Annotated in this window: 18 protein-coding genes; 3 read left to right on the plus strand and 15 right to left on the minus strand. The window is 52.0% G+C overall.

Annotated elements, in window-relative coordinates:
- Positions 1–20: 20 nt before the first annotated feature.
- A complete protein-coding gene (locus EVJ29_RS04150) occupies positions 21–1,559 on the plus strand; it encodes an FAD-dependent monooxygenase (RefSeq protein WP_084812875.1) in 1,539 nt (512 codons plus the stop codon).
- Positions 1,560–1,593: 34 nt separating this feature from the next.
- Here EVJ29_RS04150 and EVJ29_RS04155 read toward each other — a convergent pair whose 3' ends face one another.
- Positions 1,594–1,845, minus strand: coding sequence for a hypothetical protein (locus EVJ29_RS04155; RefSeq protein ID WP_236633386.1), 252 nt, complete (start codon positions 1,843–1,845; stop codon positions 1,594–1,596).
- A gap of 106 nt (positions 1,846–1,951) precedes the next feature.
- On the opposite strand from EVJ29_RS04155, the gene EVJ29_RS04160 reads away from it, so the two are divergent.
- The gene (locus EVJ29_RS04160; protein ID WP_070327939.1) at positions 1,952–2,227 is read left to right on the plus strand and encodes a hypothetical protein; all 276 of its coding nucleotides are present in this window, start codon (positions 1,952–1,954) and stop codon (positions 2,225–2,227) included.
- A 22-nt stretch (positions 2,228–2,249) separates the two neighbouring features.
- Here the strand turns inward: EVJ29_RS04160 and EVJ29_RS04165 are convergent, their stop codons facing one another.
- The 8 genes from EVJ29_RS04165 to recU form a co-directional block, all read right to left on the minus strand.
- On the minus strand, positions 2,250–2,825 hold the full coding sequence (locus tag EVJ29_RS04165) for a nuclease-related domain-containing protein (RefSeq protein ID WP_070327404.1): 576 nt from the start codon (positions 2,823–2,825) through the stop codon (positions 2,250–2,252).
- Between the two features lie 18 nt (positions 2,826–2,843).
- Positions 2,844–3,140 (minus strand): cell division regulator GpsB, encoded by a 297-nt coding sequence (gene gpsB / locus EVJ29_RS04170; protein WP_051121542.1) that lies wholly within the window; start codon positions 3,138–3,140, stop codon positions 2,844–2,846.
- A 5-nt stretch (positions 3,141–3,145) separates the two neighbouring features.
- Positions 3,146–3,691, minus strand: a complete 546-nt coding sequence (locus EVJ29_RS04175) for an SLOG family protein (protein ID WP_016509942.1) — start codon at positions 3,689–3,691, stop codon at positions 3,146–3,148.
- Positions 3,688–4,845 (minus strand): ribonuclease H-like domain-containing protein, encoded by a 1,158-nt coding sequence (locus EVJ29_RS04180; protein ID WP_131489816.1) that lies wholly within the window; start codon positions 4,843–4,845, stop codon positions 3,688–3,690. The genes EVJ29_RS04175 and EVJ29_RS04180 overlap by 4 nt, the downstream gene beginning before the upstream one ends.
- Positions 4,842–7,091, minus strand: a complete 2,250-nt coding sequence (locus EVJ29_RS04185) for a DEAD/DEAH box helicase (RefSeq protein ID WP_070327406.1) — start codon at positions 7,089–7,091, stop codon at positions 4,842–4,844. The genes EVJ29_RS04180 and EVJ29_RS04185 overlap by 4 nt, the downstream gene beginning before the upstream one ends.
- A gap of 18 nt (positions 7,092–7,109) precedes the next feature.
- A complete protein-coding gene (locus tag EVJ29_RS04190; RefSeq protein ID WP_233589592.1) occupies positions 7,110–7,670 on the minus strand; it encodes a hypothetical protein in 561 nt (186 codons plus the stop codon).
- An 89-nt stretch (positions 7,671–7,759) separates the two neighbouring features.
- Entirely contained in the window at positions 7,760–10,369 is a 2,610-nt protein-coding gene (locus tag EVJ29_RS04195; protein ID WP_131504751.1) for a transglycosylase domain-containing protein, read from the minus strand.
- Positions 10,370–10,389: 20 nt separating this feature from the next.
- The gene (recU, locus tag EVJ29_RS04200; RefSeq protein ID WP_083273961.1) at positions 10,390–10,986 is read right to left on the minus strand and encodes a Holliday junction resolvase RecU; all 597 of its coding nucleotides are present in this window, start codon (positions 10,984–10,986) and stop codon (positions 10,390–10,392) included.
- 351 nt (positions 10,987–11,337) lie between these two features.
- Here recU and EVJ29_RS04205 point away from each other — a divergent pair, with 351 nt between their 5' ends.
- Positions 11,338–12,189 (plus strand): DUF3800 domain-containing protein, encoded by an 852-nt coding sequence (locus tag EVJ29_RS04205; RefSeq protein ID WP_083273962.1) that lies wholly within the window; start codon positions 11,338–11,340, stop codon positions 12,187–12,189.
- A 34-nt stretch (positions 12,190–12,223) separates the two neighbouring features.
- Here the strand turns inward: EVJ29_RS04205 and nth are convergent, their stop codons facing one another.
- The 6 genes from nth to EVJ29_RS04235 all read right to left on the minus strand — a co-directional run bounded on the left by nth (position 12,224) and on the right by EVJ29_RS04235 (position 16,728).
- On the minus strand, positions 12,224–12,886 hold the full coding sequence (gene nth, locus EVJ29_RS04210; protein WP_131465218.1) for an endonuclease III: 663 nt from the start codon (positions 12,884–12,886) through the stop codon (positions 12,224–12,226).
- On the minus strand, positions 12,886–13,473 hold the full coding sequence (locus tag EVJ29_RS04215; protein ID WP_070327409.1) for a DnaD domain-containing protein: 588 nt from the start codon (positions 13,471–13,473) through the stop codon (positions 12,886–12,888). Before EVJ29_RS04215 ends, nth begins: the two co-directional genes overlap by 1 nt.
- A gap of 61 nt (positions 13,474–13,534) precedes the next feature.
- A complete protein-coding gene (asnS, locus tag EVJ29_RS04220) occupies positions 13,535–14,836 on the minus strand; it encodes an asparagine--tRNA ligase (RefSeq protein WP_070327410.1) in 1,302 nt (433 codons plus the stop codon).
- Between the two features lie 20 nt (positions 14,837–14,856).
- Positions 14,857–16,044: a pyridoxal phosphate-dependent aminotransferase gene (locus EVJ29_RS04225; protein WP_070327411.1), complete on the minus strand. Its 1,188-nt coding sequence runs from the start codon at positions 16,042–16,044 to the stop codon at positions 14,857–14,859.
- A gap of 22 nt (positions 16,045–16,066) precedes the next feature.
- Positions 16,067–16,546 (minus strand): hypothetical protein, encoded by a 480-nt coding sequence (locus EVJ29_RS04230; RefSeq protein WP_070327412.1) that lies wholly within the window; start codon positions 16,544–16,546, stop codon positions 16,067–16,069.
- A complete protein-coding gene (locus EVJ29_RS04235) occupies positions 16,543–16,728 on the minus strand; it encodes a YpmA family protein (protein WP_016509977.1) in 186 nt (61 codons plus the stop codon). Before EVJ29_RS04235 ends, EVJ29_RS04230 begins: the two co-directional genes overlap by 4 nt.
- Positions 16,729–16,775 lie beyond the last annotated feature (47 nt).

The following is a 16,775-nucleotide window of genomic DNA, read 5'->3' on the forward strand; positions in this document are numbered from 1 at the left end:
ATCATTATTAATGATAGGAGATGGTGGAATTGGTTCAACAAGTTGATATATTGATCGTCGGGGCGGGGCCGACAGGACTCACACTCGCTTTGACATTAGCCAGATATGGAATCTCTTTTGAAATCATCGATCGAAAAACGACGCCTTCGAACAACTCACGGGCCATCGGGATTCAGCCGCGAACAATCGAAGTGTTTTCACGCCTTGATGTCGCCAAAGAAGTACTCAGTCGCGCCAGAACAATCGAAAAAGGAAACTTATACTTTTCTGGGCAGTGGACGGCCAAACTCGAGTTCTCACGTCTCGTCACACCTTACCCGTTCGTCACGCTATTGCGACAAAACGAGACCGAGGCCATCTTAGAACAGGCGTTGAACGACCACGGGCACTACGTCAAGCGCGGCGAGTCACTCGTCTCGTTGACCCACTATCCGACACGTGTGCTCGCCCATCTCGAATCCGACTCGAACCGCACGATCGAAGCCAAGTATATCGTTGCGGCCGATGGCGCCAACAGTTCGATTCGCCGTATGCTCGCGCTCCCGTTCAGCGGGAAGTCGTTCAAAGAGTCTTGGGTGTTGGCCGATATGAAGGCGAAATGGAACATCTCCCGTGAAGAAGTACACATCTTTTTCTCGGACCGTGGCGTGTTAGAAGTATTCCCGCTGACGGATGACACAATCCGGATTACCGGTAATCTCGCGAGCGACGAATCATTCAGCGAGGCCAAATTGCACGAATTGGTCGAACAACGGAGCCACATGCCGGTAGAAATCGACGAGGTCGAATGGTTCTCGCTGTTTAGGGTGCACAATCGCATGGTCGACTCGTTCATCCATAACCGTGTCATCTTAATGGGCGACGCGGCGCATATCAATTCGCCCGTCGGCGGCCAAGGGATGAATACGGGCATCGCCGACTCGTTCAACCTCGGCTGGAAGCTTTGGCTTCATCTGAAAGCAGGGGCGCCGTTCAGTGTCGTCGACACGTACCGGGACGAGCGTGAACACGTCGCCAGAAACGTCTTGCAGACGACGAACGTCGCGACCGAAGTGCTCCAAACGACGCTCCCGATCTTATTGCCGTTTCAAGCAGTCGGAGCGGACGTGTTCACCCGCGTCAATTTGATTAATGAAAAGATCACCGAACGAATCGCCCAGCTTCACTTGTCTTACCCTGGGCACTCACGTGTACCGTTCATCCGGGTCGCCGAAGGAAAGATCTTTCCCGAGATCGAGATGATCCGATCCGATGATGGCCTTCGTCAAAAGATCTCAGAAGTCGCCGATGGCCGCTTTCAAGTACTTGTCCTCGATGACGGCAAACGTGACCCAAGTGAGTTATATGAATACTTGAACGCTCATCAATCATTCTTCCAAATCATCACGTTGTCTAAAACAAGCCGTCCTTTCTTTGACCAAGGCAACGAACTTGCGAAATCCTTGTTCATGCGCCGGGGTGTCCTCGTCATTCGACCGGACGGATACTTGCTGCATAAACAGCGTCATATGCGACCTGAACCGCTACGTGACAAACTGTCGGTCTGGTTACCGTCTTAAGTCAAAAGCTCCACTCGTGAGAGTGGAGCTTTTGTCAGGATGGTGCATTGTAATAAAGTGTCCCCGGTTTCGAGAGGGTCAAGTCATAAAACGCCTCGAACGCTTCCACGTCCTCTAATTTCCGAAAATCGACTTTGTCCGTCTGTTCGTTCGGTATCGCGACGATGATGCCATCGACCGTCGATTTGATCATGCCCGTCTGTCCGTTATGAATTCGAATGTAGAGCACGTGCTCACTTTGCAGTAATTTTACGGCTTCACGCCGTGATTGTATCGTCGTTTTCACAGTCATCCCTCTCTTCTTTTCGAGTATACGGTCCGCCGCTGTTGCTTTCAACCGTTTCCCCCTTTAAAATTGTGTAAAGAAGGGGTTGAATGTGTTGGAAACTATATTGATTATTGCGCTTGGCGCGCTGTTCGTCATCCTCGTGACAATCCGAACGATTCGTAACTTACAATGGGTCCGCTTTGGTGAGGCGTTCGGGAAACAAGGTGAGGAGTTACTCGAAGATTATACCTATTTGACGGAAAAAGGCGTCACGTGCCGAATCGAACAAGGCTTGCCGACCGGACGCTTGTTTAAACCGCTCGCCAAAAACCTGGATGACCGGGTCGCCTTGTTCGTGCACCGAAATGATGAAAAAAAAGCAAAAGAGCTACTAAAGTAAAAAAGGTGCCGCGGCACCTTTTTTACTTATGTAACTGGCGCTCTGAACAATAATAAGCGATTTGTTTGATTGTCGCCTCGGATAGGAGCTCGAGTTTCGTCTTGGCGATGACTTTGTCGATCGCTTCAAACGAGTCTTCACAGTTCGCTTTAACACGTTCGACTTTAAGACGTGACGCTTCTGGAAAAATTAAAAATGACGTGACCGGTACGGCCTTGCCGCATTCTTTTTTTAATAGGCTCCGAACTTGTTTCGTCATCTGCTCGAGCCCTTCGACCGGATGCGGATAGATGTTTTTCCACCCGAGTGAGGTTTCTAACCGACACTCTCGGTTCGTCACATGGACGGCCGTCGTCGTCCGATTGATTTGGACTAAAAAGACGCCTTTCGGTCCGACGAGCACGTAGTCGAGCACGTTGTCACCGATTTCGACCCGTTCAATCATCATCCAATCGAAGCGACACGTGTGCCGAATGATTTCTACGATCTCATCCGTATACGATTTCGGCGGCAAGATGACCTCTTCTTTCGTTCGGAACAATCCTTTCGTCTGTCGTTTCACCGGCTCTTTCTTGACGGCCGTCAACACTTGTAACATCTATTCCACCTCCTCTCGTTATTCGCTAGGTCCGACTTGTTTTCCGAAGACGGCCTTTTCTAAGTTTGAAATCCGACGCAACATATCGTAGTTCGAGGCGACAGGTTGGGCCGGTTTCACCGGCTCGGTCGGTTCGCTTGAACCACGGCGCAACGATTCGTTCTCTTGTCGCAAACGTTCGATCTCTTTCGCCATCTTCTCATAGTCCCGGATGACGACGTCTAAAAATTGATCGACTTCTTCTTGCGAGTAGCCGCGGAGGGCCGTCTTGAATTCTTGTTTATAGATTGCTTCGGCTGTTAATTCGGTTTGCATAGTCTTCACTCCCACTGTTGTTCCCACTGTTTTTCTTCCTCGATCACACGCAGGTCGTCTTGTGTGATCATGAATAGTTCCATCTGGTGTTTTCGTTTAGCCCCTTCAACGAGGAAACGGGGGCTTCCTCCCGTCTCTTCGTCATACAACGTAATTAATCCTGCTGCCTTGTCTAAAAAGAACGCCGTTTTTGCGCGCAACTGACTCGGGTCTTCATAAGGACGTTGCGTGAGCGGTTCAAAAAAATCGGCTTCGAGCCGCAACTGGCTGAACAACTCTTGTTCATACGGCTTATACCGTTCTTCCATCTCTAAAAATGGCGGAAACACCGCGATTTTAATCGGATGTGTTTCTCTTAACTCTAACAATACTTGTCCTGCCCACAATTCACAACCGTTCGTTCCACTGAAGATGAACCATTCGGCCCCGAGTTCGATTGCTTCAGTGATCTTTCGGCGGTACGCTTCTTGGATGATCTCGATGCCGGGATGGTCGGCTTTAAAGATCCCAAGCTCATGGGGCCGATACCCGGTAATCGCAACAACTTTCATAACCTCTTCCTTTCTAACCGAGCTAGACGATGGTTGAGCGCGTGTTGCTGTTTTTGGACGGTCTGTTTCAAGACCGTCTTTTGCTGTTCCACGATCGCAATCGCCTGCTCGGTATATCGAATGGCTGACACGATATCTTTTTGCTGATGTTCTGCATACTTGGCTAGCTCGACCAACGCCTCGGTCGTCCCGACTTCTTTGAAAAGAGGAAGCGCTTCGACGATGCGGCCGGTCCGCTTTAACAGCAGCGCTTGACGCATTTTCGCTCGTTTTGTCGGTTGCTCGATCCGTTCATACTGTTTGAGTGCCTCGTCCGTACTCCCTAGATCGTTCAACCAATGGGCCCGCTCTTCTCCAAATGTCGGCTCGTCTGCTTCGACGAGGTGACAGAGCCGCTTATAAAGCGACACGAGGCTCAAGCAATCGGCGTGATGGTGCTCGATGACCGGTTGTAAAATATCAGGGTCCCGCTCTTTGACGTATTGAAAGTAATGCATCGGGGCGAGAAAACCTGGCAGATCGTCCGTTCGGGCATGTCCAAAATGGGCCTCGACCGCTTTTAACGAGACCGACTCGAGTGTCGGCTTCAACAGACGCCTTGACGCATGCAACAGATCGACATGACCGACGGCGGGCAACGCCTTCACTTTCGTCCGGACGAACGTATGACGCGTCTTGATTTGCGGCCAATCGAACGATTTTCCATTGTACGTCACGAACCGGACCTCGTCGCCGATGTCATTGAGAAAGTGATAGTAGAACGCGGTCTCAAACGCCGGGTGCGGCAATACGTACTGAATCATCTCGAGATGGTCTGGCTTGAAGCGGGCGAACCCGATCAAAAAGATGGACGTCCCGGCACCACGGAGCCCGGTCGTCTCCGTATCCATGAACAACACTTGGTCATACGGCACGTCGACCGTGAAGAACGGATGGTCTGCCGTCCCGAGGGCACGTTTCGCCGCGTCGAACGTAAAGTCGTGATACGTCGCTTCAAGCGGATAAATCTCTTTCAAGCGCACGCACCACTCGCTTTCAAACGTCAAGATCTCGCCACCTCGCGCAATCCACTTGGCTTGCTCCGCGTCATCTGGTGTGACCGTCGCTTGTTTCGGTTCATTTGTTTTGATGAGTCGTGATAGCTTCGCTTTCATATCGTTCCTTTCAATGCGGTCAACTGATTAACAACTTGGTCTTTAAAGTCACCGTAGCCGATCATCCCGACGCAACGTGGGCATCCGCTCACACACGGACAATCCTCGACCGTGCGGATTGCTGCGTCTAAAATTTCAGCGGCGTCTCGGAAGAGCGCTTCGCTCAAGCCGATACCGCCCGGATAGCGGTCGTACAAGTAGACGGTCGGTTTATTCGTATGGGTCGCTTTCATTTGAATCGTCGTGAACAAGTCGAGCGTGTCGCACATCAAGTAGAGCGGGGCGAGCCGGCGCAACAAGTCGCTGACGGCCTCGAGCTGATCTTCCATATCGGCTTCCGAGTAAGCGAACCGGTCATCGAGCGTGAACCACGTCGACGTCGTATGCAGCTCCCGTTCCGGCAAGTGGATCGGACCAGATCCGATATTCTCGTGCGTCCCGAACTTGATTTTCTTGAACAGCGTCGCCATCGCGATGACTGACACTTCACCGAACGTCTTGGCACCGCTCGTCTTGTTTTCTTCTAGCACTTTTAACTCCACGGCCAAGTTCGCATCTGTGTAGTAATCGACATCGACGCGCCGCACGTACGCTTTCTTCTCTTCAAAATCGAGTTTCTCGACTTGATATTGCTCGGCCCCATGCAAATAGATCGCCTCGTCGTGAAGCAGCGTCATCGCACTGAACGTGTCCATCTCGCCGATGACTTGATGTTTCGCCGTCTGGTCGACGATGACGACGTTCTCTTGATCGCTCGTCCGCAGCGAGATGTCGTGGGCCGGGAAGGCGTCCGTCATCCAATAGTATTTATTGGCACGCTCATGCAAGATTTGCGCGTCCGTCAAGAAATCAAGGATATCCTCGGTCTCGACCGTACCGAAGCGCTCCCCTTTTTGGAACGGGAGCTCGAAGGCGGCGCACTTCATATGATCGACTAAAATGATCAAGTTGTTCGGGTCAAGACGGGCCGCCTCAGGCGAACGCTCTAAAATCAGGTCTGGTTGCTCGACGACGAGTTGGTCGAGTGATGACGACGAGGCGACGAAGATGACGAGTGATTCCGACTGGCGACGGCCGGCTCTTCCTGCTTGCTGCCAGAGCGAGGCGACGGTGCCGGGATATCCGTTCAATACGCACGCCTCGAGTTGACCGATGTCAACACCGAGTTCGAGCGCGTTCGTCGAAACGACGGCTTTGATTTCACCGTTCCGGAGCCTGCGTTCAATCTCACGCCGCTCTGACGGAAGATAACCGCCCCGATAACCGACGATCGACTTCGGTCCAAGTTCACGTCTCGTCAATTCTTGCAAATACGTCAATAGCACCTCGACACGGACCCGTGACCGAGCGAAGACGATCGTTTGAATATCGGCCTCGACAAGTTTTGATGCGATCCGCTTCGTTTCGAGCGTGGCACTCCGACGAATCCCGAGCGCTTCATTGACGACCGGAGGGTTATAGAAAATAAGGTGTTTTCTCCCTTGCGGAGCTCCATTATTGTTGACGAGCGTCACTTCTTCCTCGGTCAACAGCTCGGCCAGCTCGACCGGGTTCGCGATTGTCGCGGACGTCATGATCCATTTCGGATAACTTCCATAGTAAGCACAGATTCGTTTGAGCCGCCGAAAGACGTTGGCGACATGGCTCCCGAATACGCCGCGATACGTATGCAGTTCATCGACAACGATATATTCGAGGTTTTCAAACAACCGGATCCATTTCGTGTGATGCGGCAAAATTCCTGAGTGAAGCATATCCGGGTTCGTGATAACGATGTTGCCGGCGTCCCGTACTTTCGTCCGCGCTGCCGGCGACGTGTCCCCATCATACGTGAAGCATCGGAGGTCGCCTTCGAGCGCCTCGACCATCTCCATCAAATCGCTGTTCTGGTCTTGCGCGAGCGCTTTCGTCGGATACAGATAGAGGGCTCGTGCCGTCGGTTTCTCAATCATTCTAGACAGCACGGGCAAATTATAGCAGAGCGTTTTACCAGAAGCTGTCGGCGTCACGATGACAGTCGAGTTCCCACGTGACGTCTGTTCGACCGCTTCGGCCTGATGCGTGTACAATTGCTCGATGCCGCGACTGTTTAACACCCGGACAAGATCGTCTGGGACGCTCGACGGGATGGCCGCGTATCTTGCAGGTTGTGCCTCGACCGTATGCCAGTGTGTGACATTGGCGGAAAAACTCGGGTCGGTCTTTAATGTCTTAATCATCTCTTCGACGGAACGTTTTTTCCGCATAGTGCTCACCAACTTATTTCATGATTTTGAAGGTGCAAGTCGCTCCACGATCGTCTTCACTTGACTGATTCGTTCGTCACGCAAGAGACGATGAACCGCAGGCAAGTGTAGCACCTCCATCGCTTTGAACGCCTCGGCGACATGCTCATTTTCTTCTTCAAGCCGCTCCATCGCATCATTGTATAACAGGTGCGTCGAACGGCCGAACAAGACGATGGTATGTAACTTCGTGCATTTCGAATGGACTGCTTGCAAATGTTTCGTGTAACGTTGCACCGCTTTATGATAATCCTCGTGCGTCGTCAGCGCTTGGCGCTTACCGCGAAGAAGTTCTGGATAAAAAGATTCATCGCCGAGAAACATCGTCTCGACGCCGATCCGTTTCAAATAAGGATGGCCGATCGCCTCTGCCACGGCCGAATCATCGATTAATCGTCCGAACGGGATTGATTCTTCTAACAGAATACGTCCCATCTTCAGTCCGTTGACGCCGTGAAGGGGCAGGCCAAGATCATCGTCTTGCAGTCGATCGATTACAAACAACACTTTCATCTTTCGCTTAAGAGAGAGTTGAACCATATGTCACCATCCTATTCGCTTTCTTTTCATTATAACAAACCACACAGAAAAACAGGGCGTTGATGTCGCCCTGTTTAAAGTAAGTCAATTTATTCGCGATTGTCATTTTCACGGTCTTGGTTTGATTCAGACGTGTCTGAGTTGGACTGTGATTCGAGCTCGGTCGAAGATTCTTCTTCAGCCGGAGGCGTCTCTTCTGTCGCCGGCTCTTCAGTCGTCTCTCCTTCACCGCCTTCATTGTTCCCATTTCCATTTCCGTTTTCGCTGTTACCATTACCGTTATTGTTGTCAGTCTCATTCGGTGGTGTTTCTTCAGCCGGCTCTTCTTCTGGAGGCGTCTCTTCCGTTGCCGGTTCTTCCTCTTCTTCAGCCGGTTCTTGACTGCGTTCGACCGTGTATTGCGTTTGGGCCGGGCTCGACTGTTGCTCCCCTACGAGTTGGTTCGAAGCGGTCGCGACGATTGTGAACGTCGTCGTCCCGTTCTGGAGGCCCGAAATAGCGATGCTCGTGTCTTCCGTCGTTCCGACGACACGTTCGCTGCCGTCCGGACGTTTCTCCGTCACGGTGAACGATAGACCTTGATAGCCGTCCGCTTCGACCGCTTGACGATTATATGACCACGTCAACGTCCCGCTGTCAGCCGGAATGTCGTAATTGATTGACGCGCCGGTCGGTGCCGGAAGATTTTTCGGTTCCAAATCTTTCGGTTTCGTCCCTTTGACGTAGAGTTCATTGCCGAGCGACAAGACAGAATCCGGTTGCTGGAAGCGGTCTGGACTTCCCGTCGCATTCGTCACTTCTTGCATCATATACTCGAAGTAGTACTGGGCGTGGTCCTCAGCAAGCGCATTATCGCCAGCCCCACTTGCTTTTCCGGTCCAGACCGAAATCGAGTAGTCGGTCGTATAACCCGTGAACCACTTGTCGTTCTCATTACCTTTATCATCGTTCGTCGTCCCGGTCTTACCGGCGACGTCCCACGGGAACGCGCCTGGCTTGTAAGTCCCGTTCGAACCACTGACGACGTCACGGAGCATGTCGGTCAACATATACGCCGTATAGTCTTCCATCGCTTGCTTCGCTTTGATCGGTGAGTTGATCGTCGATCCGTCGTTGAACTCGATCTTTTGAATTAAGTGCGGCTTCGTGTACATCCCGTTCGCACCAAGCGTCGCGTAAGCAGCCGCCATTTGCGTCGTGCTTGCTTCTGCTACACCGAGACTGTTCGCGGGCACCATCTCGTCACCCGCACGCGCCGGCTCGATGCCGACGTTCTCGACGAACGATTCGATCGCCTCAGGACCGAACTCGTCCTGTACTTCATAGAAAGCGCGGACGGCTGGCGTGTTGCCGGAAATCGTCAAATAGTAACGCATCGTGTTGGCGCCGCGATAGTCTCTGTAATAGTTCTCTGGATTGAATTCGCCTTCATCAAACGGCGCATCCATCAAGATCTTCCCGGTCGACCATTGGGCGTTCTCGATTCCTGGACCGTAATCGAAGAACGGTTTCGCCGTCGACCCGATTTGGCGTTTCTCCCGCGAGTAATCACGGTAGTTCTTGTCACCTTGTTCCGCCTGTTGGCTGTCGATGACGGCGACGATTTCACCCGTCTTCGTGTTCAACACGGTCGCTCCCATGCGGAGATCTTCCGGGAACTTATTGTTTGGAATGTTCACGTTATCTGTCTTAATATCTTTATTGAATTTCGCGTGCAGTTCTTTATTGATCGACGTATATACTTTCAAACCTGTCCCGTAAATATCAGACTGCTCTAAGCCGTAGTCTTCTTCGAGCTCTGCTTGGACACGGGCATAAATCGAACGGGTGTAAGACTCTTCTTCTGTCTGCGCACCCGGCGAGATGACGTCGGCAATCTCGACGTCGAGCGCCTCGTTATACTGTTGTTCTGTGATATGACCGTCCCGCTTCATTGCCGACAGCACTTGTTCTTGACGGTAACGCGTGAGTTCTTGGTCGCCAGCGATTGGATCATAAGCGCTCGGTCGTTGCGGGAGTCCCGCTAAGATAGCCGCTTCTTGATAGTTCACTTCTGACACCGGCTTATTGAAGTACGTTTTCGAGGCCGCTTGCACACCCCACGCCCCTGAACCGTAGTAGTTCTTGTTCAAGTACATCTCGAGAATCTGTTCTTTCGTGTACTCGCGCTCGAGTTTCACGGCGAGCCACTGCTCTTGCAATTTACGTTTTAATTTCTTGTCGGTCGACAAGAACGACTGTTTGACGAGCTGTTGCGTGATCGTTGAACCACCTTCAGACCCGAAACCGTCGGTCACGTTCGCGAGCACGGCACCGCCGATGCGGCGCAAGTCGATTCCGTTATGCTCATAGAAGCGACGGTCCTCGATCGAGATGACCGCTTGCTGCATCACTTCTGAAATATCATCGATTGACACGTACTCACGGATCTGACCGCTTTCTTCAAGCGGTTCACCTTCAGCCGACAGTAGCTGAATCGGATACGTATCGACTAATTTCTCCTCATCGAGCGGCGGTGCGGTCGCAATCGCGTAGGCTGTATAAGCTCCTCCGACGACCACTCCGACGATCAACAACAATCCTATAATAAGTAGGATGCGTCTCCACATCGGTTTCTTTGTTTGTTGTTTTGGTTTTTTCGTTTGTTGCTTTGGCTTTTTCGTCGTATCTTGTCGACGCGCCATCCGACTTCGTTCCATTCACGCTTCACTCCTTCTATTCAATCGAGCCACGCTTCAATCGCCGTCAAATAATCGATGGCTGGAAGGGCTCGTGTTGGAACTTCGATTGCCTCTTGTTCAATGTATGCGAGTGGGATCGACTTTCGTCCCGTCTCTCGCTGTTCCCACCAGTGTAATAATTGCTCCGTTGATAACACATATTGCGTATTATAGCGGCTAAACCGGATGATGACAAAACAAATCCCTCCGTGACGCTCACACTCGCGCATGTGATTGATTTGATGGTCATGAAAGTTTCCGAGCGGGAACGACGTTTTATTGTTCGTCTCTTTCGCTTCAAAATCAATGTATTTCCCGCGATAGACCCCGTTGTAGTCGGTCGTCGAGGCTTGCTTAAAATACGCTTCGGTCACTTTGGCCGCGCTCCGTTTCGGGTAATCGACTTTGACGATTTGGAGCGGGGTCGGTTTTTTATGGATGACCGCTTTTCCGTGGAGTCGATAAAACTCGTTCGTATCGTTCAGAAGCGTCTCTAAATTCATGCCTCGATTCGCATACGTTGGCGGACTGGACTTTGCCGGCATCTCGGCCGCTCTCGGTTTCTTCCCGTTTGGATAATGGAACAATGTCGTCACCCCTAATTACTAGTTTAACAGGTTGATCCACTCGTTCCTTCCGTCTGAAGTCTGATTGTCGAGTTATGTCGCTCGACTCCTCCGTGGATTTTCCGCAATCCATATCGTACCAAACTCCCGTATGTTAAACTAGTGTGTAGTACATTGTGTATTCAAATTGACACGACCTTGTTACCGTGTCACTGAATACTTTTCTACAATAAGTCCTCTACTTATTAACCGAAATGTGAACAGGCTAAACGCTGATTGACGAGACTTTAAAAAAGTAAGCGATCGAGAGCGTTTCGCGAGGACTGGAAATAAACTAGGCGGCTTAGAATCCACATCCCTAAGCCCTGTTGGAGGAGTAAGATGGAGACACAAAAGAAGTATGTCATGTTCGTCGATGAGACCGGTACACCAAAAGGCAACACCCAGTTCAACTTGACCGGGGTATTGATGGAATACAAGTATGCGATTGACGCCGATGAGGCCGGAATGCCGTGCGAATTGAAGCGACGCTTACAAGCGTTCAAGCGAGATGTCTTCAAAACGGAAAATATCCCACTGCATTTAAAAGAAATTTTAAAGGCCGAGCATCCATATGGAAAAGACGATGGGATTACAATCGATATGCTCCGTGATTTTTGGAACAAACTCCCAGACTTCTTGCGCGATATCAATTGCACGATCGTCAGTGTCGAGGTCGATAAACAGAAGCTTCACGATTTCTACTCGACGCCGAAAGACCCTTATGTCGTCGCTTTCGCCCATTTGATGAAATCGTTTTATGCATTTTTGGAAGAGACGGAAGCTGTCAGCGCCCGTGTCGTCCTCGAGTCGCGCGACGATTATCAGAACCTGCTCATTCAAAAAGCATTTTTCGATATCTTCAACTCCGGGACGGTCCATCTCGACGTCGAGAAGAGCCGACAAAAAATCAAAGGATTCATCTTCTCAGAGAAACAAAGCACGATCTATCAATCTGGTCTTGAAATCGCTGACCTCGTCTGCCTGCCGCTCTCGCGCGTGCGCCGCGGCGTGATCGAAGTGAAACCACGGTTCGTCCATTATGGGGATGAAAACCGAATCTTCAAAGCCATCAAGGACAAGATTTACATTCGTAAAGACAGTCCAGACCAAGATTTCCGCAACTGGGGCTTCAAAAAAGTCCCGATCACGAAAAAACGTCGCGAATGGAGCGACCATCCCTGGAACCATTAAAAATCGCCTCGTAGCCATCTACGAGGCGATTTTTTTATGAATTCGTCGCTTGTTGCGACTTCATCCGCTTCTTGCCTTCGCGGCACATATGCAAGAGCGGGCACGTCTCGCAGCCGGGCCGTTGTGCCTTGCAGTGATACCGTCCGAAAAAGATGAACTGGTGGTGGAGCTGCGACCAGTCTTCACGGGGAAACTTCTTCATGAGCGTGTCTTCGACTTGACGGACGTTGTCTTTCCAACGGCAGATGCCGAGCCGTTTGGACACACGCTCGACGTGGGTATCGACCGCGAACGCCGGTTCATGAAAGGCGACCGACAACACGACGTTCGCCGTCTTGCGCCCGACTCCAGGCAGCGCCTCGAGTGATTCCCGGTCGTCCGGGACGATCCCTCCGTGCAGATCAAGAATTCGCATCGACAGCGCTTTGACGTTTTTGGCCTTGTTTCGAAACAGACCGATTCGTTTAATGAGCGACTCGATTTCCGCTACGTCAGCCGCAGCCATCGCCTCGACCGTCGGGAACGCCTCGAACAGTCCAGGCGTCACTTGGTTGACGAGCGCGTCCGTCGCCTGCGCGGACAGCGCCACGGCGACGACGAGTTCGAACGGGTTGCGGTGGGTCAGCTCACAATGGGCGTCCGGGAACATTTGCCGCATCGTCTCCGAGATTTCGTTCAATTGAGCTCTCGTCAACATCACTTTTTCCTCCGTTGATACTCGACCAAGTCTTCAAGTGACTCGACTTTATGGTCTTGCCAGACGCTCAAGATTTTATCCATGTACTTGAAGTTCCGGACGTTACGCAGTTTCGCCTCGCGGAGCGCGGCCAAGATGAGTTCTTCACTGAAACCGTCTTCGGTCAACCAGCCGACGATTTGCTCGATCTCAAACGGCGTGATTGTCCCGAACTCCCGCTCGAACGTATGGATAAGGTTCTCGTTTAGCGACTGCGTATTTTTTTCAGGGGCGCCGTCTTCTTCGAGTGCTTGGAAAAGAGGGAGCAGACTGTAACGCTCCACTTCCGCCGACGCATCGATGGCGACGAGCTCTTTTTGCAGCAGCCCGAGCAGAACAGAGCGTGCCTCGCTCTCGGGAACGTTCATCCGGTCGCCGAGCTCGCTCGGAAGCGGCATCTCGATGCCTTCTCCCGTCAACTCCAACAAGTGGACGACGAGACAAAACTCGACCGGGTTGAGATTGAGACGACGTGCATCGGTGAACAGCTTCCTCGGAACGACGACCGGACTTTGTTCAAACAGCTTGATCAGATTATGTGCATCCATGTCGCACATCCTTTCTAGACAAATCAATCGGGGAAGACAATTAGTCATCCCCGATTGGCGATTATGGGTGAATTCGGTTCAATAGACGTGGGAACGGAATCGCTTCACGGATGTGTTCGATTCCGCTGATCCAAGCGACGGTCCGCTCAAGACCGAGCCCGAAGCCCGAGTGTGGGACCGAGCCGTACTTACGCAACTCAAGATACCAGTCATACGCATCGGTCTCATCAAGTCCTTCTTTGACGATTTCTTCTTTCAAGCGGTCGTAGTCGTCTTCACGCTGCGAACCGCCGATGATCTCGCCGTAACCTTCAGGTGCGATCAAATCGGCACAAAGGACGAGTTCAGGGTTCTCTGGATCGACTTTCATGTAGAACGGCTTGATTTCTTTCGGCCAATGGGTGATGAACACCGGCAAATCATGCGCGTTGGCGATCGCCGTCTCGTGCGGCGCCCCGAAGTCATCCCCGTACTCGATGTCATCGAAGCCTTCTTCTTTCAAGAACTTGATCGCGTCCGTATAACGAATACGTGGGAACGGCGCTTGAACTTTTTCAAGTTTTTCCAAGTCGCGTCCGAGCAACTCAAGCTCGTTCCGGCAATGGTCAAGCGCTGACTTCGCGATGTACGATACGTAACGCTCTTGCAGATCAAGACTCATATCATGGTCGAAGAATGCCATCTCCGGCTCGATCATCCAAAACTCGATCAAGTGGCGACGTGTCTTCGATTTTTCAGCGCGGAACGTCGGACCGAACGAGAACACTTTGCCGAGCGCCATCGCTGCGGCTTCCATATATAACTGACCTGTTTGCGACAAGTAGGCTGGCTGACCGAAGTAGTCCGTCTCGAACAACTCCGTCGTTCCTTCCGGCGCGCTCGACGTGATGATCGGCGGATCGATCTTGACGAATCCTTCTTGGTTATAGAACTCGTATGTGGCCCGGATCAATTCGTTCCGGACTTTCATGATCGCGTGCTGGCGACGCGACCGGAGCCAGAGGTGACGGTTGTCCATCAAGAACTCCGTCCCGTGTTCTTTCGGCGTGATCGGATAGTCGATCGATTCCGAGATGACTTCCATCGCTGTCACTTCGAGTTCGAAGCCGAGCGGCGTCCGGCCGCCGTCCGATTTGACGTTACCCGTCACCCAGACTGACGTCTCTTGCGTCACGCCTTTTGCGAGGGCGAACAGTTCTTCCGCGACTTCTGCTTTGACGACGACGGCTTGGGCGAACCCGCTCCCGTCCCGGAGTTGAAGGAAGGCGATTTTACCACTCGAACGTTTGTTGGCGATCCAGGCACCGACCCGGACCGATTGTCCTTCATAATCTTTAAATTGGCTAATTGAAATAGTTGTCATGTTCATATCCATCCTTTCGCTTATCGAGCGCTACTCTTGATAAAGTTTTCCACTCGATCGAGCGCTTCTAGTACTCGCTTCAATTCTGTTGCATAAGACAAGCGGACGTAATCATCCTGCCCAAAGCCCGATCCCGGCACGAGCGCGACGAATGCTTCACCGAGCACTGCTTCGCACCATGCGTCGACCGAGTCGTAGCCGCTCATCGACGCGGCTTGTTTGGCGTTGGCGTATAAGTAGAATGCCCCTTGCGGTTTTAGGCACGTGATGCCTGGTATGTTGATCAATCGCTCATAGACGATCTCAAGGCGCTCTTCAAATGAGACCCGCATCATCTCGACATCATCTTGCGAGCCGTTGTACGCCTCGACGGCCGCCGCTTGGGCGATCGACGTCGGATTCGACGTCGAGTGCGATGCGAGGTTCGTCATCGCTTCGATGATCGTCTTGTCTCCGATCGCGTACCCGATGCGCCACCCGGTCATCGCATGTGACTTCGAGACCCCGTTGATGATGATCGTCCGCTCACGCATGTCAGGAAGCGTGGCGATCGAGACGAACTCGCTATCACCATAGATGAGCTTCTCATAGATTTCGTCACTGACGACGAGCAGGTCGTGGCGCTTGACGACTTCGGCGAGTGCGACCAACTCTGACTCCGTATAGATCATACCGGTCGGGTTGGACGGGCTGTTCAAGATGACCGCTTTCGTCCGGTCTGTGATGGCGGCTTCAAGTGACTCTGGCGTCAGTTTGAACGTCGTCGCCTCGGTCGTCTCCACATAGACCGGGACACCGTCGGCAAGTTTCACTTGTTCCGGATAACTCACCCAATACGGGACCGGGATGATGACTTCATCACCTTCGTCGAGAATCGCTTGGAACAAGGCGTATAACGCATGTTTCGCCCCTGAGGCGACCATGACCTCGTTACGCTCGAACGTGAGGTCGCTGTCGCGTTTCGTCTTCTCGATGATGGCATCTTTTAAAGCGACCGTTCCGCCTGAAGGCGTATACTTCGTATCGCCGTCACGTGCAGCCTTGCATGCGGCCTCAATAATTCGTTCAGGCGTATTGAAGTCCGGCTCACCGGCCCCGAGTCCGATGACGTCTTGTCCCGAAGCTTTCAATGCTTTCGCTTTCGCCGTGATCGCGAGCGTCGTCGAAGGTGTTAACTGTTTTACACGTCTTGCCAATAGATGTTCCATCGATATCCTCCTCTAATCTCGTTCAGTTCGAATCCGCCAGTTGGACCCGTCTTATAAAGTCTCCGGTTTGAAGCGTGTAATAGGAATACGTATACGTCGCCCCTGATTTCGTCACGACTTCGATGAGCGCCCGCTCGTCAAACCCGTACTTACAACTGACGAGCGTACCACCGGTCTCCTCGAGCGAATCGGCACAGACTTTATCTAAGTCGACCGACTCGATCTCACGCGTCTCGATCGGTTGCTTACTGTCGACCGGCACGAACAGGACGCGGTCCGTCTCCTCGAAGACGACGTACGGTTCCGTCCCGTTAAAGAGCTCAGCCCGTTCGATCCGGACCGTCGGCTGTTCGGCCTCAAGACGATCGCGCGCTTCCGCGATCATGTTTTGTTTTGTCCGTTCCGTATGACCGACCGTGAACCAATAAATCCCACTAAACACGATGACGACACCGATGAGTGCCGTCATAAGAGCAACCACTACTTTTGTCTTCCGCGTCATTCTGTCCGATAGATGGTGAACACCATCTCTTCTTTCTTCGGATCATTCACTTTTTTCTCTAGTGCAAGACCGAACATCAAATCTTGGCTCTTCAGTGTACGATTCAATAGGTCGACGATTTTGTACACGTCTGCCGTCGGCTCGATCCGAACGGTCGCGAGCGTCTCAATATTCGAATTCATGTTTACTCCTCCTTCAAAACACTATACCCATCATTATAAAGCGATAA

The sequence above is a fragment of the Exiguobacterium sp. SH4S7 genome, from assembly GCF_004336795.1.
Lineage (GTDB): Bacteria > Bacillota > Bacilli > Exiguobacteriales > Exiguobacteriaceae > Exiguobacterium > Exiguobacterium aurantiacum_A.